We start from the raw sequence: 23,013 nt of genomic DNA on the forward strand, positions 1-23,013 counted from the left end.
CCTTCAGAATTTCGCGAATATCGATCGCGTCCCCCATATCTAGACCTGCTCCCATCATTTTGGTATCTTATCTCTTTTCATAACAGTGATAACCAATAGTGATGATGCCATGAGCACACTGGATATCGACACCGTTCAGGCCTTCCTGCTGGTCGCCGAGCTGCAGAGTTTTACCCGCGCCGCCGAGGCACTCGGCACCACGCAGGCCGCGGTCAGTCTGAAGCTGCAGCGGCTGGAGAGCGTGCTCGGCAAGCGGCTGGTCGAGCGCTCACCGCGCGCGGTGACCCTCACCGCCGAGGGCACGGCGTTCCTGCACCACGCCCGCCTCTTGATGGAGGCGCATGACCGTGCGCTGTCGGGCGAAAAGCCGGTGCGGCAGCGCTTGACACTCGGGATCAGCGATCACGCCGCGGGTGCCGAACTGGTGCCGCTGCTGGAGCGGCTGCACGCGATGTCGTCGCAATTGGCGCTTTCGGTGACGATCGGCTTTTCGCGGGCAATGCTCGATGCCTACGATTCCGGCGAACTCGACGCCGTGGTGGTGCGGCAGGAGGGCAGCCGCCGCGGCGGCGAGCAATTGACCGAGGACACGTTCGGCTGGTTCGCCTCGCCGCGCTTTGTCTGGCCGCGCGGTGACGCTCTGCAACTGGCGACGCTGGCACCGCCCTGCGGCGTCCGCGCGATCGCCGTCCGCGTGCTCGACAAAGCCGGAATCCCCTGGAGTGAAGCCTTTGTCGGCGGCGGCCTCACCGCCGTGGTCGCCGCTGCCCTGGCGGGATTGGCGGTTGCGCCGCTGGCCCGCAGGATCGCGCCGGCAGGGTTGGTGGAGATCGGAATAGCGCAGAAATTGCCGATACTTGGCGTATCGAAGGTGATGTTACACTCGAAGGTGAGCGACCCCACAAAACTCGCCGCGCTGCGGACACTGGCGGCGACGTTTCGCAGTGTGGTTGCGGTTTCCCGCGCCATCGCTTGAGCCTCTACGCAGTTTACAAGATCGCCTCGAACGCGCTGCGCAGCGTTTCGTGGCGGAACTTGAATCCATTCATCATCGCTTTGTTCGGCAGCACCCTCTGCCCGCCGAGCAGAAGCTCATTGGCAAAATCGCCGCCGACGCGGCGCAACAGGCTTGCCGGAATCCGGAACACTGCGGGCCGATGCAATCGCCGGCTGAGCTCCTCGGTGAATTTCAGATTGGTGACCGGGATCGGCGCCGTAGCATTGATCGGGCCGGAAATATCGCTGCTGGCGATGACATGCGCGATCAGGCGCACGAGATCGTCGCGTTCGATCCAGGACATCCATTGCTTGCCTGACCCGAGCGGCCCGCCGAGCCCGAACTCGAACGGTGTCAGCATCCGCGTGATGAACCCGCCATCCGTCCCGATCACGAGGCCGATCCGCAGATGGACCACCCGCACGCCGTGATCCGCCGCCGGGCGCGCCGCATTCTCCCAGGCATCGCACAATTCATGGCTGAAGCAGGCGTGGGATTTGGCGGACTCGGTCAGCACCTGATCCTGCCACAGCCCATACCAGCCGATCGCGGAGCCGGACACCAGCACGGCCGGCTTGCGTTCGAGACGGCCAATCAAATCAACGACATCGCCGGTGATCTGAATCCGGGAATCGAGGATCTTGCGACGTTTTGCTTCGGTCCACAGCCCGTTGCCGATCGGCTCCCCGGCGAGATTCACGATGGTGTCGATCCTGGTGTCCGCGGGAATCTGGTCGAGGCTGGTGATCAGCGTGATCGGCAGCGGCAGTTCCGCTTTCGTGGGGTTACGGACCAGCGCAATGACCTGATGGCCGGACGCGGTCAGGCTGGCGACCAGCCGGCTGCCGATGAAGCCGGTGGCGCCGGTAACGAGCACGATCTGACGCCCCTGCAATTTCTCCACGAGGCCGATGGCAGGCGCGCTGTGCATCCGCCCGAGACGCCGGGCCGCGGTAAAATCCCTGATACCGCAGAGCGCTGCGCCGACGGCCGCCGCTGCGGCGACGATGCTGAGCCATCCCGTATAGGCCGATTTGATCCCGGTCGGCTGCATCGCCCATCCGATCAGGACCGGCAGCAGCAACACCAGAATGGCCCCGTAGTTGATCGCCAGCAGCGTGTGGTTGATCCGCTCGCTCGCCGGCAGTTTCCGGCTCATGTCCTCTTCGACGAAATCCAGCAGCGTGATGATGATTTCCGCGACCAGCACCGCGACGATGACGATCGCGAGGATGCCGTGGACTTCGAGCCAGCCCAGCACCAGGAACAGGAACGCGTACATCATGTTGCGCACGCCGTGCAGCTGCAGTTCGTAGCGCTGCGAGGGACGCCAAGCCAGCCGCTCGGTCAGCTCGTGGTGATAGAACGTATCGAACACGCCCATCACGATCTGAACGGCGATGAGGATCCAAAGCAACGACGTCATGATGCGGCCTCCCGGAACACGGCGGACTGGCGAATGAGCCTGCCAAAGCGTGGATGAACGATATCGAGCGTGAAGCGGAACGCGCCGCCGCCGAGATCGGCATGGGTCACGGTGATGTCGCCCGGCGTCAGCCAGGGCGGCAGCGCCAGCCGCAGCGGCCCGATCTGCAAGGAATAGCCGACACTGCGAAACACCAGCGCTTCGCACTCGACGAAGATCCGCAGCGCCATGCTGATGCCGTGGCCGACATATTCCTCGAGCCCCGTCGGGCCCGCGAAGCGTTTCGAGGAATGGATGACTTGCGGAAATCCACTGCGGCGGGCGCAGATGCGGGTCCAGATCTGGCCGCCGCTCGCGGCGTCCTCGGTCACCGTCACCACCATCGGCACGCCGGTCTCGGCCGCGGTCGGCAGCGGCCCGCCGACCAGCCGCGCCAGTTGCGCCAGCCACCAGCCGATCCGGCTGAAATGGGCCTCCTCGACCTCGCCGACATAGACGACCGTCGCACCATCCGCATGGCGTTTGGAGAAGCGCCGCCAGATCGCCAGCGGCAACCGCCCCCAATCGGCATCGGACAGCAGCGCGTGGAACCTGACATCGTCGAGCAGAATGTCACGGGAACGCTTGTCGAAAGCAGTGGACGCTGGAAGTCTTGAGATCCTGATCGCTGACGCCATCGAACGCTCCCGCTACTCTCCCGCCACGCCCTGCCCTATTTGGTTTTCCCCATCGGCAGGAAGCTGACGATCTTCTCGCCAAGCTTGATCAGGGCGACCAATCTCGGCCGCGGCACCTTCAGCATCTGCATGTACCAGCGGTCGACCAGCTCGGTGAATTCCAGCATCTCCCGCAGCCGCTTGCTCGCGACCTCGCTGATGGTTGGATCATCGGCGGCGTCGGAGACGCAGGCGCGCAGCGCATCGACCGCGGGGTCGATCTCGCGCTCCTTGCGCCGGGACGCGATCCGCGCCGCCACTTCCCAGATGTCGGTCTCCGCCTCGTAATGATCGCGGCGGTCGCCGAGGATCGGCACCCGGCGGATCAGGTTCCAGGACAGCAGCTCCTTGATGGAGTTGGAGACGTTGGACCTGGCCATGCCGAGCGTCTCGGCGATTTCCTCGGCCGTCATCGGCGCCTCGGCGAGATACAGCAGGCCATGAATCTGGCTGACTGAGCGGTTGACGCCCCATTCGTCGCCCATGTCACCCCAGTGCAGGATGAACCGCTCGACGGCGGCCGGGAGTTTCTTCTTTTCGGTTGCTTCTGTCATAACAGAAATATCTGACATTACTGGACCGAAGTCAAGTGCCCAGAGCGGGCCGCGCCTCCGGCTAAAATGTGCCTAAAACTTGGCCGGTCGGCGGAACAAAACCGGCCTGCGGCGCGTTTTCGGCCACTGACGTTTAGGGGTTCGGATGTCCGGAAGAGACCAGCAGCGGGATCTGTTCGAGAGCGAACGCAGTTTCCGGCTTCTGGTCGAGGGGGTCGCCGACTACGCGCTGTACATGCTCGACCCTGCCGGCATCATCACCAGCTGGAATATCGGCGGCCAGCGCATCAAGGGCTATTCGCCCGGGGAGATACTGGGCCGGCATTTCTCGACCTTCTACACCGAAATCGATCGCGCCAACGGCAAGCCGGAGCGCGCGTTGCGCATCGCGCACGAAACCGGCCGCTATGAGGAGGAAGGCTGGCGCGTCCGCAAGGACGGCACCTTCTTCTGGGCCAGCGTGGTAATCGACCCGATCCACGAGGACGGCAGGCTGGTCGGATTTGCCAAGATCACCCGCGACATCTCCGAACGCCGCGAGGCCCAGCTCAAGCTCGACCAGATGCAGGCGCAGCTGGCGGAGTCCCAGAAGCTGGACGCGCTCGGCCAGCTGACCGGCGGCGTCGCGCACGATTTCAACAATCTCCTGATGATCATCAGCGGCAGTCTTCATACGCTCAGGAAAGGCGTCGATGACGACCCCAGACTTCAGCGCGCGCTGACGGCGATCGACGCGGCGACAAAGCGCGGCGCTGCACTGACCAGCCAGTTGCTGACATTCGCGCGGCGACAGAGCGTCAATCCGCAGTCGGTCGATGTCATCGAAAGAATCAATGCGGTGCGCGATGTTCTCGCTACCGGCGTCGGCAGCACCGTGACACTGCAGTTCGACCTCGACCGCCGCGTCTGGCCGGTCATGGTCGACATCACCGAACTCGAGACGGCACTGGTCAATCTCGTGATCAACGCACGCGACGCCATGCCGGACGGCGGCGCGATCAAGGTCGCCGCCGATAACAGCCGGCTCAGCGAGGAAGCCCATACCGGAGACTACGTCGCCATCTCCGTGGCGGATACCGGCACCGGCATCGCGCCTGACGTGCTGAGCAGGATATTCGATCCCTTCTTTACCACCAAACCGATCGGCAAGGGCACCGGTTTGGGTCTCTCGCAGGTGCACGGCTTCGCTCATCAGGCCGGCGGAACGGTGAAGGTTGCCAGCGAACTCCGCAAAGGTACCGAGATCACGATCCTGCTGCCGCGACAGGTCGGCGGCCTGCCGCGTGACGATGTCAGTACTACCGAAACCGCTGGAAGCGGCACCGTGTTGCTGGTCGACGACAATCCGGAAGTCGCCGCGGTCAGCACCAGCCTGCTCGAGCAACTCGGCTACACCGTGCGCAGGGTAGCGAATGCCGAGGCGGCCTTGCGCGAGATCGAGCGCGACGGCATCGACCTCGTATTCACCGACATCGTGATGCCCGGCAATATGGACGGCCTCGGTCTGGCGCGCCGCGTCAAGGCGATGCGGCCCCAGCTGCCGATTCTGCTGGCGACCGGCTACAGCGATGCCGCGGTGAACGTGCGCGGCGATTTTCCGATCCTCCGCAAGCCCTACGAGATCCATCAGCTGAGCCAGGCGATCGCTAAATTGCCACGGTAACCGGCAGGCCGCGCCGGGTAGCCGCCGTCCCGGTTCCACCGGCACTGCGAGCGAAATCCAGCTTCCTCCGTTATTCTCCTGACAGACTTATTAACCGCATCGCCACCTATTGGCCGCTAGATTCGGAGGCGACGCATTTAGCTTGCCGGTCAGAACGATTTGGCACTCCCCCCATCAAGGCGGAAGATGCCCGATCGACACTTCGCAAACCATGGCGGCTTCCTCCGGCGGATCACGCCGGGAATGGTCGTGGTGTGCTTTGCGCTGGTCATGACGGCCTGTATCCTGGGCGTCGTGGTCTGGAAGGCGCTCGAAGCCAAGTCGGCCGCGCTGGCGCGCGGCGCTACCGACATTCAGAACCTCGCCCACTCGCTGGCCGAGCATGCCGGGCACACCATTCAGGCGGCCGACATCGCGATGAGCGGCATGGTCGACTTGCTCAAATACCGCAATCCGGCGCCGGGGCGATTCAATAAATATCTGGCCGACACCGCGGCCGCGCTGCCGCAGATACGCGAGATCGGCGTACTGGATAGCGAAGGCAATTGGCGCTACTCGTCCCTGCCGGAAACGCCACGCTACAACAATGCCGACCAGAGTTACTTCGCCTATCATCGCGACAGCGCGGACTGGGCGCTCCGGATCAGCGAGCCGATTCAATCACGCCTCACCGGGCGGCCGACGATCCTGCTGTCAAAGCGCGTCAGCAAGGAGGACGGCAGTTTCGGCGGCGTGCTGACCGCCGCGATCGAAAGCGACTATTTCAGCAGCTTCTACCGGGCCTTCCAGCTCGGCCCGGACGGCGGCATCAGCCTGCTGCGCAATGACGGCGCCGTATTGTCCCGTTGGCCGTTCGCGAGCCAGAGCACCGATCTTTCCAGAACGGACCTGTTCACGAAACATCTCAAAGCGAATTCGGCCGGATATTACAAAATCACCTCGCCGTTCGATGGCATCGTGAAATATTTCGGGTACGAGAAAACGCCGCAATATCCGCTGGTCGTGACCGTCGCGATGTCGGAAGAGTGGGTGCTGTCGGCTTGGTCGATGGCACTGCGCACCGATGCACTCGTTGCCGGCGTACTGCTGTGCATGATCATCCTGCTCGCCGCCCTGCTCTCGTCGCAGTTCAATTTTCGCATCAGGACCGAACGCGCGCTTCGAGACAGCGAACAGCACTACCGCCTGCTGGCGAACAACATTGCCGACGTCGTCATCCTGCTCAATGGCCACGGCACGCTTCGTTACGTATCGCACTCGGTCGAGCAAATGCTGGGCGTTCGTCCGCAGGACCTTGTCGGCAAGTCCTGCTTCGAGATGGTGCACGCCGGGGACAAGGAAGGCGTGATGGCCGCAAGCGCGCGGCTGAACGGATCGGGTGCCGTGAGCACGACCGAGTTCCGGATCTGCCATGCCGATGGATCCGTCGTTTGGGTCGAGAGCAACTTCAAGCAGGCGTCCGCGCGCGACAATCCCGCCGAGGCCGAGTTCGTCGGCGTGCTGCGCGACATCACGGAACGCAAGCGGATGGAGGATGAGCTCACGTTGCTCAACCGCCGTCTCACCCAGCTTGCGGCAACCGACGGACTGACGGGATTGACCAACCGCCGCACCTTCGACGGCTTTCTGGCGCGCGAATACGCCGCTTGCGAGGAGATTTCGGTGCTGCTGTTCGATATCGACAACTTCAAGGGCTACAACGACAGCTACGGACATCAGGCCGGCGACCGCTGTCTGCAGGCCGTCGCCAAGGCCATCGGCGATGCGAGTTCGAACACACCGGGCCTCTGCGCCCGCTATGGCGGCGAGGAATTCGCCGTCGTGCTGCCGAACACTTCCGAAGACGATGCATTGAAGGCAGCCGAATCGATCAGGCTGACCGTGCGCGCCCTCGGCCTCCCCAACACCGCCGCCACCCGCGGCTTCGTCACCATCAGCGCCGGCATTGCCACCAGGACGCGCTCGACGCCTGGTGAAGCTGCGCTGGTCGGAGAGGCCGACGTCGCGCTCTACGAGGCCAAGCGTCTCGGCCGCAATCGCAGCTTCGTCTATTCATCGCCGGACCTGCGATATGTCGAGGCCGGTTCGATCCAGCACGATCCGGAGTTGACGTTCGACGAACGGAAACTGGCGCATTAGAGCGCTTCGAGCCTGCCTCTCGGATTTGATCCGGGTGGACGCCGGTTCGCATAAAAAAGCGTGTCAAAACAAAAGGGCAAAACAAAAGCTAACCTGACGCATACGCGCGAGCCGATTTCGGGCAAGACGTTCCGCACGCCAGTTCTGCATGTCAGCCCTGCCCGATAGCGACCGACATTGGCGCGTGCGCACAAATTATGTGCGAGCTGCGCCAGCCTGGACCCTTCTGGTGCCACATTGATCCAGAACAATCCTCGCTGTCGAAAACGCTGTAGGTTCCTTCCATGAGAATATCGGATTTCACCTGCCCGTGCTGCGGGTCGGCCTACGAGGTTGCGGAATCAAGTTTACCGATTGGAGGGCCGGGTCGCGTTGAATGCACCGTCTGCGGCCAGCTTCTCGATAATTGGCAGGATCCCAAGCTGAGAGCCTATCGGCTGGTCTTGTCGTCGGAACACAAGTATCGGCACATCGCTGCGCCGCCATCTCCGATTCGCGTGACCGCATAGGCCGACAATCGCACGTCGCGCACGTCATCAAACGCGCGTAGTCTCCGAGGCCAGCACACGGCTCGAGGAGACGGCGAGATGACCAAGCCCGAATTTGTTTCCGCTGAAGTCGGGACGCGGGTCACGGCGCACGCGCTGCACGTTGGCGACCGGATCAATACGATCGGGTTCGAAGCAGAAGCCCTCGCGGCGAACCCGCTCGCGGTTCGGGTTGGCAAGAGCGGCGTCGCCGTACTGTTCCGCTACGGTGTGGCGGTACTGATTGGCCTCGCGCCAGACGAAGAAGCCCGTTTCCTGGACACGTTGAGACCGCGAATCGACGGGAACCTGGCGCGCCCTGAAGAGGAAGCCGCTACCCTGGCCCTTGCCGGTGAGACCGAGGATCAGGTGCAGTCCGGCGGCCCGATCCAATTGCGCGACATGTCGCCGGCACGGCTTCTTGTCGTTGCCGACGTGCTGGCCAAGAGCGTCGTGCTGGCGCACGACGAACGCGAAGTGGCGAAGGTGTTCGAGATCATCGAACCATTTGCCAAGGAGCTGGCAGATCACGGACGAACCCGGCGGCATCGCAAAGGGGTGATGCAGCTGATCGGAAGTGCCCTTCTGGTGCAACACAGGGTATCCGGCCGCGTCGCGATTGGCGAGAAGCCTGACGCGCTGTGGGATCGTCCCGACCTCGAGCGGCTTTACGCCCGGCTCGAAGACGAATACGAGCTCAAAGAGCGGCTCGATGCCCTCAACCGGAAACTTGCCGTGGTGGCGGAGACGGCCAACACGCTTGCCGATATCATCGACACGCGCCGAACCTTGCGCCTCGAACTCATCATCGTCGGGCTGATCGCGTTCGAAGTCATCATCACGCTCTATCAACTTTACATGGGCAAAGGCCACTGACGGCGCGCTTGGCCCCGATTGCCGCCCGCCCGCGCCACCGCTAAAGCGTGATGAAGTTAAGGTGAATCGGTGGGGCCGCAGATTCGGTGCACCTCTCCCGCTTGCGGGGTCGAGACGAGCGAAGCTCGCTCTTAGGTCGACGCGCGAAGCGCGGCGGGTGGGGCTCTCTCCACGAGTCGTATGCGCGGGGTCACCCCCACCCCAGCCCTCCCCCGCAGGCGGGAGAGGGAGCGCACCTGCTTCGCGGCTCGCAATCAGACCCAAACTCACCACGCCTTAGCGTGTCGTCGGCCGCCACGACAGATCATCCGACCACAGATAGATCGCGATTGCGGCCAGGCACAGCACGAGCCCGACCCAGAACATCGGCGAATGATGGATCGGCCTCGAACCGCGTTCGGGAGTCGGCTGTTTCATCGGATCACCTCGTCGATGGCCTTTTTGACGGTGGCGGTATTGCCACCCATGGCGTGCGCTCAGATCGTCGGCAGCACCGAGAATTCTTCCCCTGCCCGCCGCAGCTTCAGCGCGTCCGGATGGCCATCCTCTTCCTGCACCGCGGCGACCCGCGCCACTGGCGGCCCGCGCCGGCACGATGCGATCATGGCCGCGACAACATCCGTGGGTCCTGCGAACAGCGCCTCGACGCTGCCATCGCGGCAGTTGCGCACCCAGCCTTCGAGATTGCACGCCGATGCCTCGTCGGCGACCCAGGCGCGATAACCGACGCCCTGCACCCGGCCCGAGACTGTGACATGGCGGATCGCGCGGCTCATCTATTTCTTCAATCCGAGAAATTCGTTGCTGCGCGCCTTCACATCCGCCGCGCGCATGGCCCGGCCGGTCAACTCGGATGACGCCAGCCCCTTGAGATTTTTCGGCGCGGTGCCGTCACGCAACGCTTTCAGCGTGTCATGGACCGCTTGCGTCGCGGCGGCGAACGGCGCGTGGCCTTGCAGCGCGATTCGCACCCGCTGACTTGAGAGAAAGGCCGCATCGTCGAGTTCGCCCTGCGGGTTGCCGAGCACGATCGGCAGCGTCGTCACCGCGGCAATCGCCTCGACTTCCCGGCGCGTCGTCAGCCCGGTGAAGAACAGCGCATCGACGCCGGTGGCGTCGTAGGCCTTGGCGCGCACTAGGCACTCCTCAAAGCTCGCCGCCGACGGGCCACCGCCGCGCGTCCCGGTGCGGCCCATGATGACCAGCGAGGGATCGCTGCGCCCGTCCAGCGCCGCCCTCATTTTTCCGACGCCCTCCTCGAGCGGGATCAGCTGCGGCTCCGAAACGCCAAAGGCCTGCGGCAGCAACGTGTCCTCGATGGTGAGGCCCGCGGCACCCGCGCTCTCCAGTTCCTGCACGGTGCGCCGGACGTTGAGCGCGTTGCCGTAACCATGGTCGGCATCGACCAGCACCGGCAAGGTCGCGGCGCGCGACATCCGGCGCATCTGTTCGGCGAGTTCGCTGAGCGTGATCAGCGTGATATCGGGATCGCCGAGCACCGCCAGCGAGGCCACAGACCCGCCGAACATGCCGAGCTCGAAGCCGAGGTCTTCGGCGATGCGGATCGAAGTGGCGTCATAGACCGATCCCGGCCGGATGCAGGTCGACCCGTTGAGGATGGCGCGCAGTTTCTCGCGGCGTTGGTGGAAAGCCATCACTTACCCCTCTCCGTCATTCCGGGATGGTCCGAAGGACCAGACCCGGAATCTCGAGATTCCGGGTTCGATGCTTCGCATCGCCCCGGAATGACGGTACTTACGCAAACTCCAAAATAAGCGCGTCCACCGCCAGCGTTCCGCCGGCGGCGGCGTGGATCTTCTTCACGGTGCCGTCGCGCTCGGCGCGCAGCACGTTCTGCATCTTCATCGCCTCGACCACGGCCAGCGTTTCGCCGGCCTTGACCTCCTGGCCTTCGGCAACCGCGATCGAGACCACGAGGCCGGGCATCGGACACAGCAATTTCTTGCCGGTATCGGCCGCCGATGTCACCGGCATCAGTCGCGCCGCGGCGGCCTCGCTCTCGGTGAAGACATTGACCGGGACTTCAAAGCCCTGATGCGCGAGGCGGATGCCGTTCGGGATCGCGCGTACCTGCATCGCCACGTAATAGCCGTCGATGGTACCCTGCCAGACCGGCACGCCCGGCGTCCAGCTCGAGACCAGTTGATGCGGATTGCCCGGCAGATCGTCGGCGCCGATGAAGCGCACCGCGATGCCGTCGGCCTCGCGCGCGACGTCGAGCGCGATTTCCTCGCGGTCGAGCCACACCGCGCGGCGGCGCTCGCGCTGCACCAGCCGGCCGGTCAGCTGGCCGGAAATCTGCCGCTTGCGTTCGCCAAGCACGTGGTCGATCGCCGCCCCCACCGCCGCCAGCCGCCGCGCGATCTCGCCTTCCGGCGGCCGCGCTGCAAACCCCTTCGGGAACTCCTCGGCGATGAAGCCGGTGGACAAATTACCCTCGCGCCAGCGCGGATGGCTCATCAGCGCCGACAGGAACGGAATGTTGTGGCGGATGCCGTCGATGTAAAACGAATCCAGCGCCGCCGACTGCGCCTCGATCGCGGCCGCCCGCGACGGCGCATGCGTCACCAGCTTGGCGATCATCGGATCGTAGTGGATCGAGATCTCGCCGCCTTCCTGCACGCCGGTGTCGTTGCGAACCGTGATGCCGTCAAGGCTCATTTCCGCGGGCGGCCGGTATTTCACCAGCCGGCCGATCGAGGGGAGGAAATTGCGGAACGGATCTTCGGCATAGACGCGCGATTCCACCGCCCAGCCGGTCAAGGTGACATCCTTCTGCGCGAGCGACAGCTTCTCACCGGCGGCGGAGCGGATCATCTGCTCGACCAGATCGATGCCGGTGATCAGTTCGGTGACGGGGTGCTCGACCTGCAGGCGGGTGTTCATTTCCAGGAAGTAGAAGCTCTTGTCCTGGCCGGCGACGAATTCCACCGTGCCGGCGGAATCATAATTCACGGCTTTGGCCAGCGCGACCGCCTGCTCGCCCATCTTGCGGCGGGTGGTCTCGTCGAGCAGCGGCGACGGCGCCTCCTCGATGACCTTCTGGTTGCGGCGCTGGATCGAGCATTCGCGTTCGCCGAGATGAATCACGTTGCCGTGCTTGTCGCCGAGCACCTGGATTTCGATGTGGCGGGGATCGACGATGAATTTCTCGATGAAGACGCGGTCGTCGCCGAACGAGGATTTGGCCTCTGCCTTGGCGAGATTGAAACCTTCGGCGACTTCCGACTTCGAATGCGCGATGCGCATGCCCTTGCCGCCGCCGCCGGCGGACGCCTTGATCATCACGGGATAGCCGATCTCGTCGGCGATCTTCACCGCATGCTTTTCGTCCTCGATGACGCCGAGATGCCCCGGCACCGTCGAGACTTTTGCTTTCGCGGCGGCCTTCTTGGATTCGATCTTGTCGCCCATCGCGGCGATGGCGCCGGGGTTGGGCCCGATGAAGACGACCCCAGCCTCAGCCAGCGCGCGCGGAAAGGATTCGCGCTCGGACAGGAAGCCGTAGCCGGGATGCACGGCCTGGGCGCCCGTCTTGCGGCAGGCCTCGACGATCTTCTCGATCACCAGATAGCTCTCGGACGCAGCCGGCGGGCCGATCAGCACCGCCTCATCGGCCATTTCGACATGGACCGCGTCGCGGTCGGCCTCGGAATACACGGCTACCGTTTCGATCCCCATGCGCCGCGCAGTCTTGATGACCCGGCAGGCGATCTCGCCGCGATTTGCGATCAGAATTCGTTTGAACATGTGCTTCTTGCTTGAGCTTCGGGCGGGATCCTCACCCGCAATGTGACATGCGGGGACGCGGCTAACAAACCCGTCGTACAGCAAAAATCGACCGAGGCAACGGTCCAGTTTGAGGTCGCCTTCGCCGCCCACGGCCCTCAACGGCCAATCAGCCAGAATAGCTCTGAAACCGGCCGCGCGCATAGGCGTGCGAAACCGCTTTCATCAGCTCGCCGACCTCCGATTCCAGATATTCGTTGGCCACGATCAGCGCCCGGATGGTCGCGCGCAGATCCCCGCCGCAGGCCGAAATGGCCTGATCCACCGCCGTTTCCAGCTCGTCATTCGGTTCGGTGGCTGGATGGGAGGAAGAGGACATCGACTGATCTCGCGGCGGAGGACCATGTTCTTATTTTGTTCTCACGAAGTCAATGAATATGCAAGTGCATGACGCGATGTCCCCGACTGAGCCGAAAGTCGCCTCGGCCATTTTCGCCGCATCGTCATTTGCATTACATCTTTGGGATGGCCAACGACGCATTGATCGCCGCCTATTCGGCTCCGGGTCGCCACTATCACGATCTGGCGCATATCGAGGATTGCCTGGAAAAGTTGTCGTCCGTCGATAGCCTTGGCGCGGCCGAGCGTGATCTGCTCGTTCAGGCGATCTGGTGGCATGACGCCGTCTACGACGCCACTAAATCGGACAATGAAGAACAGAGCGCACGGCTTGCCGAGCAGGCCGTGCCGGCGGATATCCGCGAAGAAGTCGGAAGGCTGATCCGCCTCACCAAGTCACACAACGTCGCTCCCGGCGATCGCCTCGGCGCGATCCTGATTTCGATCGACCTCAGCATTTTGGGGGCCGAACCGGACCGGTACGACGCCTACGCCGCGTCGATCCGGAAGGAATTTTCCCATGTCCCGGATATAGCCTATCGGTCCGGGCGGTCCGAGGTGCTGAGGCGCTTCATTGCCAGGCCGGTCATCTTCCCCGATCCCGATTTTGCAACGCGATACGACCGGCGCGCTCGCGCAAATATGGCGAGAGAAATTGCTTCACTGAAGAATAGTGGCGCCTCGTAGCGCTGACAGCACTTGGTTTGCGGACGGCAGCATGTGCTAGAAGGTCATCGCGGATAGGAAACACATTTGAAGTGAGACACATGCGGTCACGGGTTGTTCTTCTGATTATTGCGCTGTTATTGGCATCTCTTTCGGCGTCCCGGGTTTGGGCCGCTACAGCGACCGTCAGAGATGGCGGCACGCTTCAACTGGGCAACATCACCTACCGGCTCGACGGTATCGACGCCCCGACATTCGATCAGCTCTGCATCGACGAGCACGCCGACGCCTGGACCTGCGGCATCGAGGCGCGCGATCAACTGACGAAACTGATCGGCGGCCGCCAGGTCCGCTGCGACGATCTGGGCGCCGACCCCATTTCCAAAAAACGACGCCTCGGCGTGTGCAAGGTCGAGGGCGAGACCACCAGCATCAGCCAGTTGCTGGTCCGCCAGGGCTTGGCCCTGAATGTCGACGCTTCTGCAACCGGGCGTTTCAAGACCGACGAGGCCCGCGCCAAAGAGGACCGTCAGGGACTCTGGAAAGGCTGCTTCGTTACACCGCGAGAGTTCCGGCTTGGCAACAAGGATGGCACGCTGCTGGGCGCCGCATGCCGCGCCGACCGCGACCGCCAGATTCGCCAGGTGATATTCCCCGAGGATTTTGTGATGCCGTCCGGCTGCAACATCAAGGGCAAGTTCGCGGTCCGCGCCCGCGTCACCGGCAATCTCGGCATCTATCATTTGCAGGCATGCCGCAGCTATCCGGGGCTGGCCAATCCGGACCGCTGGTTTTGTTCCGAGGACGACGCGCAGGCCGGCGGATTCCGCAGAGCCTATAATTGCCGGTCGCCCGCCAAGACCAAGTAAGGGAAAAGGAAGGCAAATGATGCTGGCAAAGCCCTCGCATCTCATGTGACACTGCGCGGGAGGCTGCAGGCGCGCGCATGACCCCTCCGGATCGTCCCAACCTTCTCCCCGAGACCGAAGCGGCCGAAAGGCTGCGGCAGCATCTGGAGGAAATCGCGCGTGAGCGCGACCGGGCGCATCGCGAGCTGCAGGAACGCGAGGCGGAGCTGGCGCGGATCCAGCGAATAGCCCGTGTCGGCGGACTCGAAATCGATTTTCGCGACGGCGTCAAGAACCGCCGCTCGCCGGAATATCTCCTTGTTCACGGGCTGCCGCCTGAGGCGGCCAACGAGACCTATGGGGATTGGGTCAGTCGAATCCACCCCGAAGACCGTGAGCGAACGATCAAGCATCTGTTCGGCGTGCTGCGGAGCGAGAGCGAAGACTATACGGCCGAATACCGCATCATCCGGCCGAATGACGGCGAAATCCGATGGATCCGCGTCGTTGCCAAGATCGAGCGCGGCCGCGACCGCCGCGCATTGCGCCTGGTCGGTGCCGATCTCGACGTGTCGGATCAAATGCTGGCCCGGGAAACGCTGCGCGAAAGCGAGGAGCGCTTCCGCCTGATCGCGGACAGCGCCCCGGTCCCGATCTGGGTCACCAAGCTCGACCGCACGCGCTCCTTCGCCAACCAGGCCTATGTCGATTTCCTCGGGTTGCCGTTCGAGCAGGCGATTGCGTTCGACTGGCGCAAGGTGCTGCATCCGGACGACCAGGCCCGCATCGTGCAGGAATCGATCGCCGGCGAAGCCTCGCTGAAACCGTTCGTGCTGGAGGCCCGCTACAAGCGCGCCGACGGGCAATGGCGCTGGCTGCGGTCGGAATCCCAGCCGCGCTGGGACCCGAACGGCAACCACATCGGCTTCATCGGCGTCGCCCACGACATCACCGCGGCCAAGCAGGCCGAGCGCGATTTGCGCCGGCTCAACGACATTCTCGAATTGCGGATCGCGGAGCGGACCGCGCAACTGGAATCCAATGAAGCCCAGATGCGCGCGATCATCGAGAGCAGCCATCAGTATCAGGGGCTGCTCAACCAGCACGGCGATATGCTCTATGCGAACAAGACGTCGCTGACGGGCATCTGCGCCGAAGCCGCCGACGTGGTCGGCCGGCCATTCTGGGAGACGCCTTGGTTCAGCGCCACCGACGGCATGCGCGACGCCGTTCGCGATGCCTTTATCGAGGTCATGAATGGTGGCGAGGTGAAGACCGAGATGCGGCTGCAACTGCCGATCGGCGAGCGCTACTTCGATTTTGCGATGCGCCCGCTGCGCGACCAGCATGGCGTGGTGATCGGCGCGGTGCCCGAAGCCATCGACATCACCGAGCGCCGCCAGGGTGAGGAAGTGCTGCGGCAGGCGCAGAAGATGGAAGCCGTGGGCCAATTGACCGGCGGTGTCGCGCACGATTTCAACAATCTTTTGACCATCATCCGCTCCGCCACCGATTTCCTGCGCCGCCGCGACCTGCCGGACGAGCGCCGCCGCCGTTACATCGATGCGATTTCCGATACGGTGGAACGCGCCTCGAAACTGACCGCGCAATTGCTGGCGTTTGCCCGCCGGCAGCCGCTCAAGCCCCAGGTGTTCGACGTCGGCGCCCAGGTCGAAGCCGTGGCCCAGCTGGTCCGCCCGCTCGTCGGCCCCCGGATCAGGATCGAGGTCGATATTTCCGCGCCGGACTGCTTTGCGATCGCCGACATCGCGCAGTTCGAAACCGCCCTGATCAATCTCGCGGTCAACGCCCGCGACGCCATGGACGGCGAAGGCCGGCTCGCCATCAGCGTCAGGAAGGCGCGTGCCATCCCTGCCCTGCGGGCCCAGACCGCGCGCAGCGGCGACTTCGTCGCCATCGCCATGACCGACACCGGCGTCGGCATCACTGCCGAGCACCTCGAGGCGATCTTCGAACCGTTCTTCACCACCAAGGAAGTCGGCAAGGGAACCGGGCTCGGCCTCAGCCAGGCCTTCGGCTTTGCCAAACAATCCGGCGGCGATATCGCGGTCGTCAGCCAGCCCGGACAGGGCGCGACCTTCACCATCTACCTGCCGCAGGCTGCGATGCCGCCGGCGGAGGCGGCGGAAGCCGCGGCGGCCGGCCAGGAGCCCGCCGCGCGCGGGCGCGGCTACCGCGTTCTGGTGGTCGAGGACAATGACGATGTCGGGCAGTTCTCTACCGAGCTGTTGGAGGATCTCGGCTACATGGTGCGCCGCGCCGACAACGCCGACACCGCGCTGGCGATCCTCGCCGAGGACGAGTTCGCCGCCGATCTCGTGTTCTCCGACGTCATCATGCCCGGCATGAACGGGGTCGAGCTTGCCGGAATCATTCGCGAGCGTTATCCGGGGCTGCCGGTGGTGCTGACCAGCGGTTATAGCAACGTGCTGGCGGAAAACGCCCATCGCGGCTTCGAGCTGATCCAGAAACCCTACTCGGTCGAATTGCTGTCGCGCATCCTGCGGAAGGCGATTTCAGACGCGCGGCTGTAACTGGTATCCAACCCATCGATATCTAAATGCGGTATAGATTGGGTAGGCGGCGCCTGATGTCTGACTGTCATGAGCGTTTACCGAACCGCTCACCGCGTCTTATCGACAATCCGGCACTCTTTAAGCTCGAAGTAATCGGTCTTGAATTTCGCTTCACGCAATGCGGCGGCCAACGCCTCGCTCATGAAAAGCCCGTCGCGGGCGATCTCCTCGACCCATAGGTCAGCGCCGCCCAACGCTGCCTCGGAAAGAGCGACATCGCCATCCTCGGCCCAGGGGTTTACTTTCCAGATCTCGATGCCGGTCGTGCTATTCGAAGCGACCAACTTGACGTTCTTGCTTTCGCTGGGCAGCACGCTTCTCTTTCTGGCGCCCAAATTCAGGAAGTAAAACTTTCCTTGGACCGGCGTTGTCAAATCCTCCTGGTAAATCGTCAACGGAACCAAGCCGCCATCGCCAAGGTCGAAGCGCGCAAACACTTCAGCCAGCCGCTCCCTGACAACGAAGATCCCTCCGACGACAAACAGGTCCCGGACACGGCTAAAGCACTTTTTGTCGAAGACCGCGGATGCCTCCGGAAGGTCCGAACGCTCCAGCGGGTAGCCTGCCGCGTGCCGCTCCATTGCAGCGAAGGCCTTTTCGTCCAGCGGAGCCAGTATGTGTTGCGCTGGGGCCCAGTCTTTTCCGTAGAATTTGTGACGAAGCCCTTGTTTGTTGCCGATGAGGTAATTGCCCATCACGCCGCTGAACCAGACTCTCATGCGGCCCTCCCCACGAACATCGTCCGGTCGTCGCGGCCCATGAAATCATCTTCCGGATGAATATCCCGTACAGTGCTGTGTTCGTCACGGCGTACCTGCAAATTTCCACCTTGAGAAGTCGGCAGCGCCCGTTACGCCGCAGCCTCGACCGCGGCCGGGCATGCGGCCAGCAGCGCGCGGATTTCGTGGGCCGGGCGCGCCGCGCTGAACAGATATCCCTGCATCTGCGTGCAGCCGAGATTCTGCACGGTTTCGCGCTGCCGCAAGGTCTCGACGCCTTCGGCCGTGGTGATCATGTTGCGGTCGGCGGCGATGCTCACCACCGCCTTGATGATGGAGGCCGAGCTTGAATTGCGGGTGACTTCCTTGACGAAGCTGCGGTCGATCTTGATCTTGTCGAACGGGAAGCGCTGCAGATATTGCAGCGAGGAATAGCCGGTGCCGAAATCATCGAGCGCGATGTGAACCCCGAGCGCGCGCAATTGATTGAGCGCAACAAGCGCGGCGTCATCGTCCGCGATCAAGACCGCCTCGGTGATCTCGAGCTCCAGCCGGCGCGGATCGAGCCCGGTCTCGGCGAGGACCGCGGCGACCTTCAGCGACAGCGACTGCGAGCGGAACTGGACCGGCGAAACGTTGACGGCGATGCGCACGTGCGCCGGCCAGCTCGCGGCTTCGGCGCAGGCGGTCCGTAACACCCACTGCCCGATCTCCTCGATCAGGCCGGTATCCTCGGCTACCGGAATGAAATCGGCGGGCGAAACCATGCCGCGCAGCGGATGTCGCCAGCGCAGCAGCGCCTCGCAGCCCCTGACCTCGTCGTTGCGCAAATCGACCAGCGGCTGGTAGTGCAGCTCGAACCCGCCATCGACCAGCGCCGCGCGCATGTCGCTCTCGAGCTCGCGGCGGAGGTTGGCCTGCTTTTCCATCGCCGGTTCGAAGAAGCGATAGGTCCGGCGGCCCGCCGCCTTTGCCGCGTACATCGCCAGATCGGCGCTCTTCAAAAGCCCGAACAGATCGGTGCCATGCCGCGGCGCGATGGCAACCCCGATGCTGGCGTCGCCGGAGAGGCGATGGCCGTTGCAATCGAACGGCGTGCGCAACCGATCGTAGATCCGCGCCACCAGAATGCTGACGTCATCGTCGCAGGTGACGCCGCGCTGCACGACGGCGAACTCATCGCCGCCGAGGCGGGCGATGAAGTCGTCGGGCCCGACCGACTGGCGCAGCCGGTCCGCGACGCCCTTGAGGAATTCATCGCCGATCAGATGCCCGAGCGAATCGTTGATGCGCTTGAATTCGTCGATGTCGATGTAGAGGATCGCGAACGGCACGATGTCGGCTTCCCCGAGCAGCGCCTCGGCATGGCGCTGGAACAGCGTGCGGTTCGGCAGATTGGTCAGCGCGTCGTAATGGGCGAGATGCTGGATCCTGGCCTGGACGCGCCGCCGCTCCGTCACGTCTTCCAGCGTGGTCGCCCAGCCGCCATCGGGCGAGCGCTGATAGATCAGCTGGATCGTGCGTCCGTCGGGTGTCATCGTCTCGGTGTTGCCAACGCCGTCGTCCGTGGGATCGAGAAATCGCGCGCAGTAGGCATCGACGTCGCCGACGAAGCTTCCGCGCTGCTGACGATGCAGCACCAGATCGCGCAGATGGCAACCGGGCCTGGCGATCTCCGGCGACAAGCCGAACATGTCGATATATTGCTGGTTGCAGATCACCAGACGGGCCGAGGCATCGAACAGCAGCAGACCCTGGGTCATGTTGTTGATGGCGGTGCCGAGCTGCTGGGTCTTTTCCGACAGCTTGTGCTGGGCCGCCGCATGCTGGCGGCGCAGCTGGCGCACGATCAGGAAGATCATGGCGACGACGACCACGATCGCGAGCGCCGCCGCGCAAAACTGCAGCTTGGTCTGCGCCCGCCAGTCGGCCAGCGCGGTCTCGGTCCTGGTGGTCGCGACGATCAGGATCGGAAAGTTCACCAGCGAGCGGACCGCGCCGACCTTGTCCTCGTTTTGCGATGAGCTGGTGAAGCGTCCCGAGATGTTGCCGTTGAGCGCGAGCGCCCGCTGAAACGACGGCGACTTGGCGACGCTCACGCCGACCAGTCTGGCGTCTTTCGGATAGCGGGCGATGATGGTGCCGTCACGGTGGATCATCGAAATCGCGGTATCGCCGTCCAGCGCCAGCGAGCCGACAAAATCCTCGAAATGCGCCGGCTCGACGCCGCGGCTGGCAAAACCGATGATCTCGCTATCGCGGTTGACGATCTTGCGCGCGAACACCGTGGTCCAGACCTTCGTGACCTTGCTGACGACCGGCTCGACGATCACGTCGGGAGTCGGCTTTCCCGAGGTGAATTCCTTGAAGTAGCGCCGGTCGGCAATGTTCACGTCCCCGACCGGCCACATCTGGGAGGTATTGATCAGCCAGCCCTTGGCATTGAACAGGTTGAGGGCGCCGACATGCGGCAACGTCGCAAGCCTGGCGCGCACCATCTCGTGCGCGCTCAGTGTCGACATCTTCCGTTCGAATTCGTCCGCGGTGTTGACCCCGTTGGCCCTGACATAGCCGAGGACGTCGTCATGCACATGCTGGAGATCGCTGAGCTGCTGGTCGAAATGCCGCGACAGCAACAGCGCCGTGTTGTTGAGTTCGCGTTCGGCGACTTCGAGCGCACGCTCGCGGAACTGCAGCGCGAAATAGCCGGTGCCGAGCATGATCGCGATCACCATCGCCGCGGCGCACAGAATGAGCCACTGCACCACGCCCAGACGAATCCGCGACGGCGCGCCGGTTATCGGCCGCAGCATGCTCCCCGCGATGACGCCCTCAGATGAACTAGCCGGCATTTTCGCCTCGCCCCCCACAGTCGCTTTTGTAAGGGAACACAACCGAAGGGAGCGTTAGCAAAATCAGTTATCGCAAGGTTAAGACGCGCCTTCGCGGATCAGGCCATTTCCGCTGCTTCTGGAACTTCCGCCTCTTTCAAGGAGCACTCGATCAAGGCCCCGTCGATCGCAAACGCCGAGAACGGCGAAAGCTCTGTTACGACCTGCAGTGCGGCGAAGAATTGCGCATCGCCGGGGCTCTTGAGGAAGAACCGGATATGGCCCGCCGACAGCGTGTCCCGCGACAACCATACGATCCCGGAGAACAGGGCGACCATGGTCTGCGCGTATTGGCCGGCGGGAGCCACCCCGAGTTCGTAGAGCGGCGAGACGACGACAAAGCGCGCGCGCAGAATCGGGGTTGGAAATTTGCTCATCATCAGGCGGCTGACCTGGCAGGCCGCGTGAATCTTCTCACCGTCCGAAAGGCAATACAGGGTCGGGTTGTCGCCGTCCTTGGTCAGGGCGTCGAACGCGGCGTAGCTTCCGTTCGCAAACGTGGAAAAATCCTCGCCGACGCTTTCGGCGTCCTTCTTCCATTGAGCCTTGATCGAACGCCAAGGCTTGTCGGGGCTCATCGGCAGCAGGCGCATGATTAACCGCGGGTTAATACACAAGGTGATCACCAGCATTTTACAGGCGGCGGCTAAACGTTTGCTTACGGCCTGGGCCCGGCGGCAAACATTTGCGCGGCGCGCACTTGCACCACCTGAGAATGCGCGTTGCCCACGACGCATTCTGCGCGACGTCGGCGCACGCTCACCGTGGGTGGCGCCTGCCGCGCGACGGCGTCGTCCGCCGGCCGGCCAATCGAAGGATGCGGTATCGGTGCGGGCCGGCTTTTGATACGGTGCGGTTTTTACCGACGAGGTTTTGGATGAGGCATTTCATTCCTGCCGCGCTGTTTTCAATCGCGATTGCCCTGCCCGCGTCTGCGCAAAAACTGGTCGATCCGGCCAGCGTTGCCCCGGAATTCCGCGAGGCGGCCGAAAAGCGCCGTGCCGAACAGATCAAGCAGCGCGACTGCGCCAACAAGGCGAACCTTGAAAAGGTGATGCCGCGCGAGCGTGCCGCGTTCGTGATCCATTGCCTGGAAGCCGATACGGGGAAATAGAACCGGCTGACCTCTCGACGGTCGGAAGACCTGCTCGAATCGTCGCCCAGTCGCTTCGAAGCGCCGATCAGCCGATGTCGATGAGCGCGATGCCCAGATCCGCCCGCTTCTTCCGCCGCAGCCGGTCGGGCACTTCGGTCAGGACCACCTCGAGCGTGGGCCGCACCGTGCCCGCCAGCAGATGCCCGCCCCGCGTCGATCCATCGGATAGTCCGAGCACGGCGTGGATGTGAAGGCTGGCCTTGCCGTCATCGCCGACGGCAACGTCGCCGAGCGCGCTCAGGACTTCGCATTGTTGGTTGACCTCGATCTTCCTGTAGGTCTTCGTCGCGAAATCGAACCAGCCGACCACAGCCTTTTCGAAGGCGCCGATCGCCGAGACCGACGCCGCCGTAATTTTTGCCTCGTTCGCAAACCGCGTCAGCGCCGCGAACGCTTCTTCGCCGCTATCCAGAATGACGACGTGGATTTGCCCGCCGCGGTCGTCGGAAACAAGCTTGTTTTTCATCCCGCACCCTCCTCACGCCGCGCTGCGTCGGGTGTGGCGGCCTTCCTTCACCTCCTCGATGACCTTGGCGCTGAAGGCATGGAGATCGCCGGGATTGCGCGACGTGATCACGCCCTGATCGACCACCACTTCCGAATCCTCCCACTTCGCCCCGGCATTGGCGACGTCGGTCTTGATCGATTTGTAGGACGTCATCTTGCGGCCCTTGGCGATTCCTGTTTCGACCAGCAACCACGGCCCATGGCAGATCGCCGCGACGATCTTCTGGGCGTCGAAGATGTCCTTGATGAACTTGAGTGCCTTCGGTTCAACGCGAAGCAGATCGGGGTTGATCTGTCCGCCCGGCAGCACGACCGCATCGTATTCGGAGGCGGAAACCTGATCGAGCGTCTTGTCGACCTTGACCGGCCGCCCCCAATCCTTCTTGTCCCATCCCTTGATTTCGCCGGCCGCCAATGAAACCACATCGACGCTGGCGCCGGCCTTCTTGAGCTGTTCGCGCGGCCCTTCGAGTTCCGATTGCTCGAAACCATGGGTGGCCAAAATCGCGATCTTCTTGCCCTTCAGATCCATTGGACTCTCCTTGAAGAATGCGCGCTTCCAATTGAACGCCATTGAACGCG

22 protein-coding genes are annotated in these 23,013 nt (G+C 63.5%); 9 read left to right on the forward strand and 13 right to left on the reverse strand.

Translation table 11 applies throughout. The annotated features are described in order from the left end of the window. Positions 1 to 109 precede the first annotated feature (109 nt). Positions 110 to 976 carry a LysR family transcriptional regulator gene (locus ACSQ84_RS21110; RefSeq protein ID WP_436213620.1) on the forward strand — a complete coding sequence of 289 codons (867 nt, stop codon included), beginning with the start codon at positions 110 to 112 and terminating at the stop codon, positions 974 to 976. 13 nt (positions 977 to 989) lie between these two features. On the opposite strand, the gene ACSQ84_RS21115 is transcribed toward ACSQ84_RS21110, so the two are convergent. From ACSQ84_RS21115 to ACSQ84_RS21125, 3 genes are read right to left on the reverse strand one after another with little or no spacing between them, the layout of a single operon-like run. Next, a complete protein-coding gene (locus tag ACSQ84_RS21115) occupies positions 990 to 2,423 on the reverse strand; it encodes a TIGR01777 family oxidoreductase (RefSeq protein WP_436213621.1) in 1,434 nt (477 codons plus the stop codon). Further along, on the reverse strand, positions 2,420 to 3,100 hold the full coding sequence (locus ACSQ84_RS21120) for a DUF4166 domain-containing protein (protein WP_436213622.1): 681 nt from the start codon (positions 3,098 to 3,100) through the stop codon (positions 2,420 to 2,422). Before ACSQ84_RS21120 ends, ACSQ84_RS21115 begins: the two co-directional genes overlap by 4 nt. A gap of 35 nt (positions 3,101 to 3,135) precedes the next feature. Further along, positions 3,136 to 3,693, reverse strand: coding sequence for a GbsR/MarR family transcriptional regulator (locus ACSQ84_RS21125; RefSeq protein WP_436213623.1), 558 nt, complete (start codon positions 3,691 to 3,693; stop codon positions 3,136 to 3,138). Between the two features lie 145 nt (positions 3,694 to 3,838). Between ACSQ84_RS21125 and ACSQ84_RS21130 the strand changes: the two genes are divergently transcribed. The 4 genes from ACSQ84_RS21130 to ACSQ84_RS21145 all read left to right on the forward strand — a co-directional run bounded on the left by ACSQ84_RS21130 (position 3,839) and on the right by ACSQ84_RS21145 (position 8,898). Further along, positions 3,839 to 5,356 (forward strand): ATP-binding protein, encoded by a 1,518-nt coding sequence (locus tag ACSQ84_RS21130; protein WP_436213624.1) that lies wholly within the window; start codon positions 3,839 to 3,841, stop codon positions 5,354 to 5,356. Positions 5,357 to 5,542: 186 nt separating this feature from the next. Beyond that, on the forward strand, positions 5,543 to 7,495 hold the full coding sequence (locus ACSQ84_RS21135) for a diguanylate cyclase domain-containing protein (protein ID WP_436213625.1): 1,953 nt from the start codon (positions 5,543 to 5,545) through the stop codon (positions 7,493 to 7,495). A gap of 284 nt (positions 7,496 to 7,779) precedes the next feature. Then, a complete protein-coding gene (locus ACSQ84_RS21140; RefSeq protein ID WP_436213626.1) occupies positions 7,780 to 8,004 on the forward strand; it encodes an MJ0042-type zinc finger domain-containing protein in 225 nt (74 codons plus the stop codon). Positions 8,005 to 8,082: 78 nt separating this feature from the next. Continuing rightward, on the forward strand, positions 8,083 to 8,898 hold the full coding sequence (locus tag ACSQ84_RS21145) for an RMD1 family protein (RefSeq protein ID WP_436213627.1): 816 nt from the start codon (positions 8,083 to 8,085) through the stop codon (positions 8,896 to 8,898). Positions 8,899 to 9,174: 276 nt separating this feature from the next. Here the strand turns inward: ACSQ84_RS21145 and ACSQ84_RS21150 are convergent, their stop codons facing one another. The 5 genes from ACSQ84_RS21150 to ACSQ84_RS21170 form a co-directional block, all read right to left on the reverse strand. Beyond that, entirely contained in the window at positions 9,175 to 9,315 is a 141-nt protein-coding gene (locus ACSQ84_RS21150; protein WP_436213628.1) for a hypothetical protein, read from the reverse strand. 59 nt (positions 9,316 to 9,374) lie between these two features. Further along, the gene (locus tag ACSQ84_RS21155) at positions 9,375 to 9,674 is read right to left on the reverse strand and encodes an acylphosphatase (RefSeq protein ID WP_436213629.1); all 300 of its coding nucleotides are present in this window, start codon (positions 9,672 to 9,674) and stop codon (positions 9,375 to 9,377) included. Next, on the reverse strand, positions 9,675 to 10,553 hold the full coding sequence (locus ACSQ84_RS21160; protein ID WP_436213630.1) for an isocitrate lyase/PEP mutase family protein: 879 nt from the start codon (positions 10,551 to 10,553) through the stop codon (positions 9,675 to 9,677). It lies immediately after the preceding gene. Positions 10,554 to 10,653: 100 nt separating this feature from the next. Continuing rightward, entirely contained in the window at positions 10,654 to 12,669 is a 2,016-nt protein-coding gene (locus ACSQ84_RS21165) for an acetyl-CoA carboxylase biotin carboxylase subunit (protein ID WP_436213631.1), read from the reverse strand. Positions 12,670 to 12,817: 148 nt separating this feature from the next. Then, positions 12,818 to 13,027 carry a hypothetical protein gene (locus ACSQ84_RS21170; protein ID WP_436213632.1) on the reverse strand — a complete coding sequence of 70 codons (210 nt, stop codon included), beginning with the start codon at positions 13,025 to 13,027 and terminating at the stop codon, positions 12,818 to 12,820. Between the two features lie 146 nt (positions 13,028 to 13,173). Here ACSQ84_RS21170 and ACSQ84_RS21175 point away from each other — a divergent pair, with 146 nt between their 5' ends. The 3 genes from ACSQ84_RS21175 (at position 13,174) to ACSQ84_RS21185 (ending at position 17,116) form a co-directional block, all read left to right on the forward strand. Next, positions 13,174 to 13,734 carry an HD domain-containing protein gene (locus tag ACSQ84_RS21175; protein ID WP_436213633.1) on the forward strand — a complete coding sequence of 187 codons (561 nt, stop codon included), beginning with the start codon at positions 13,174 to 13,176 and terminating at the stop codon, positions 13,732 to 13,734. Positions 13,735 to 13,814: 80 nt separating this feature from the next. After that, a complete protein-coding gene (locus ACSQ84_RS21180; RefSeq protein WP_436213634.1) occupies positions 13,815 to 14,582 on the forward strand; it encodes a thermonuclease family protein in 768 nt (255 codons plus the stop codon). 77 nt (positions 14,583 to 14,659) lie between these two features. Beyond that, complete coding sequence (locus tag ACSQ84_RS21185) at positions 14,660 to 17,116, forward strand: PAS domain-containing protein (RefSeq protein ID WP_436213635.1); 2,457 nt, start codon at positions 14,660 to 14,662, stop codon at positions 17,114 to 17,116. Between the two features lie 89 nt (positions 17,117 to 17,205). Here the strand turns inward: ACSQ84_RS21185 and ACSQ84_RS21190 are convergent, their stop codons facing one another. The 3 genes from ACSQ84_RS21190 to ACSQ84_RS21200 all read right to left on the reverse strand — a co-directional run bounded on the left by ACSQ84_RS21190 (position 17,206) and on the right by ACSQ84_RS21200 (position 21,400). Continuing rightward, a complete protein-coding gene (locus tag ACSQ84_RS21190) occupies positions 17,206 to 17,877 on the reverse strand; it encodes an imm11 family protein (protein WP_436213636.1) in 672 nt (223 codons plus the stop codon). Between the two features lie 131 nt (positions 17,878 to 18,008). Further along, entirely contained in the window at positions 18,009 to 20,729 is a 2,721-nt protein-coding gene (locus ACSQ84_RS21195; protein ID WP_436213637.1) for a bifunctional diguanylate cyclase/phosphodiesterase, read from the reverse strand. Between the two features lie 98 nt (positions 20,730 to 20,827). Continuing rightward, positions 20,828 to 21,400, reverse strand: coding sequence for a hypothetical protein (locus ACSQ84_RS21200; RefSeq protein WP_436213638.1), 573 nt, complete (start codon positions 21,398 to 21,400; stop codon positions 20,828 to 20,830). Positions 21,401 to 21,468: 68 nt separating this feature from the next. Here ACSQ84_RS21200 and ACSQ84_RS21205 point away from each other — a divergent pair, with 68 nt between their 5' ends. Next, on the forward strand, positions 21,469 to 21,882 hold the full coding sequence (locus tag ACSQ84_RS21205; RefSeq protein WP_436213639.1) for a hypothetical protein: 414 nt from the start codon (positions 21,469 to 21,471) through the stop codon (positions 21,880 to 21,882). A gap of 67 nt (positions 21,883 to 21,949) precedes the next feature. On the opposite strand, the gene ACSQ84_RS21210 is transcribed toward ACSQ84_RS21205, so the two are convergent. Further along, positions 21,950 to 22,390: a PPC domain-containing DNA-binding protein gene (locus ACSQ84_RS21210; RefSeq protein ID WP_436213640.1), complete on the reverse strand. Its 441-nt coding sequence runs from the start codon at positions 22,388 to 22,390 to the stop codon at positions 21,950 to 21,952. Between the two features lie 12 nt (positions 22,391 to 22,402). Next, on the reverse strand, positions 22,403 to 22,963 hold the full coding sequence (locus tag ACSQ84_RS21215) for a type 1 glutamine amidotransferase domain-containing protein (RefSeq protein WP_436213641.1): 561 nt from the start codon (positions 22,961 to 22,963) through the stop codon (positions 22,403 to 22,405). Between the last annotated feature and the right edge of the window lie 50 nt (positions 22,964 to 23,013).

Origin of the sequence: Bradyrhizobium sp. LjRoot220, assembly GCF_964252915.1 — a bacterium.
Taxonomy (GTDB): Bacteria; Pseudomonadota; Alphaproteobacteria; order Rhizobiales; family Xanthobacteraceae; genus Bradyrhizobium.

Excerpts from the sequence above, each read along its gene's own strand:
- ACSQ84_RS21110 (WP_436213620.1), top strand. The coding sequence starts at position 110 with ATGAGCACACTGGATATCGACACCGTTCAGGCCTTCCTGCTGGTCGCC.
- ACSQ84_RS21115 (WP_436213621.1), bottom strand. The coding sequence starts at position 2,423 with ATGACGTCGTTGCTTTGGATCCTCATCGCCGTTCAGATCGTGATGGGC.
- ACSQ84_RS21120 (WP_436213622.1), bottom strand. The coding sequence starts at position 3,100 with ATGGCGTCAGCGATCAGGATCTCAAGACTTCCAGCGTCCACTGCTTTC.
- ACSQ84_RS21125 (WP_436213623.1), bottom strand. The coding sequence starts at position 3,693 with ATGACAGAAGCAACCGAAAAGAAGAAACTCCCGGCCGCCGTCGAGCGG.
- ACSQ84_RS21130 (WP_436213624.1), top strand. The coding sequence starts at position 3,839 with ATGTCCGGAAGAGACCAGCAGCGGGATCTGTTCGAGAGCGAACGCAGT.
- ACSQ84_RS21135 (WP_436213625.1), top strand. The coding sequence starts at position 5,543 with ATGCCCGATCGACACTTCGCAAACCATGGCGGCTTCCTCCGGCGGATC.
- ACSQ84_RS21140 (WP_436213626.1), top strand. The coding sequence starts at position 7,780 with ATGAGAATATCGGATTTCACCTGCCCGTGCTGCGGGTCGGCCTACGAG.
- ACSQ84_RS21145 (WP_436213627.1), top strand. The coding sequence starts at position 8,083 with ATGACCAAGCCCGAATTTGTTTCCGCTGAAGTCGGGACGCGGGTCACG.
- ACSQ84_RS21150 (WP_436213628.1), bottom strand. The coding sequence starts at position 9,315 with ATGAAACAGCCGACTCCCGAACGCGGTTCGAGGCCGATCCATCATTCG.
- ACSQ84_RS21155 (WP_436213629.1), bottom strand. The coding sequence starts at position 9,674 with ATGAGCCGCGCGATCCGCCATGTCACAGTCTCGGGCCGGGTGCAGGGC.
- ACSQ84_RS21160 (WP_436213630.1), bottom strand. The coding sequence starts at position 10,553 with ATGGCTTTCCACCAACGCCGCGAGAAACTGCGCGCCATCCTCAACGGG.
- ACSQ84_RS21165 (WP_436213631.1), bottom strand. The coding sequence starts at position 12,669 with ATGTTCAAACGAATTCTGATCGCAAATCGCGGCGAGATCGCCTGCCGG.
- ACSQ84_RS21170 (WP_436213632.1), bottom strand. The coding sequence starts at position 13,027 with ATGTCCTCTTCCTCCCATCCAGCCACCGAACCGAATGACGAGCTGGAA.
- ACSQ84_RS21175 (WP_436213633.1), top strand. The coding sequence starts at position 13,174 with ATGGCCAACGACGCATTGATCGCCGCCTATTCGGCTCCGGGTCGCCAC.
- ACSQ84_RS21180 (WP_436213634.1), top strand. The coding sequence starts at position 13,815 with ATGCGGTCACGGGTTGTTCTTCTGATTATTGCGCTGTTATTGGCATCT.
- ACSQ84_RS21185 (WP_436213635.1), top strand. The coding sequence starts at position 14,660 with ATGACCCCTCCGGATCGTCCCAACCTTCTCCCCGAGACCGAAGCGGCC.
- ACSQ84_RS21190 (WP_436213636.1), bottom strand. The coding sequence starts at position 17,877 with ATGAGAGTCTGGTTCAGCGGCGTGATGGGCAATTACCTCATCGGCAAC.
- ACSQ84_RS21195 (WP_436213637.1), bottom strand. The coding sequence starts at position 20,729 with ATGCCGGCTAGTTCATCTGAGGGCGTCATCGCGGGGAGCATGCTGCGG.
- ACSQ84_RS21200 (WP_436213638.1), bottom strand. The coding sequence starts at position 21,400 with ATGCTGGTGATCACCTTGTGTATTAACCCGCGGTTAATCATGCGCCTG.
- ACSQ84_RS21210 (WP_436213640.1), bottom strand. The coding sequence starts at position 22,390 with ATGAAAAACAAGCTTGTTTCCGACGACCGCGGCGGGCAAATCCACGTC.
- ACSQ84_RS21215 (WP_436213641.1), bottom strand. The coding sequence starts at position 22,963 with ATGGATCTGAAGGGCAAGAAGATCGCGATTTTGGCCACCCATGGTTTC.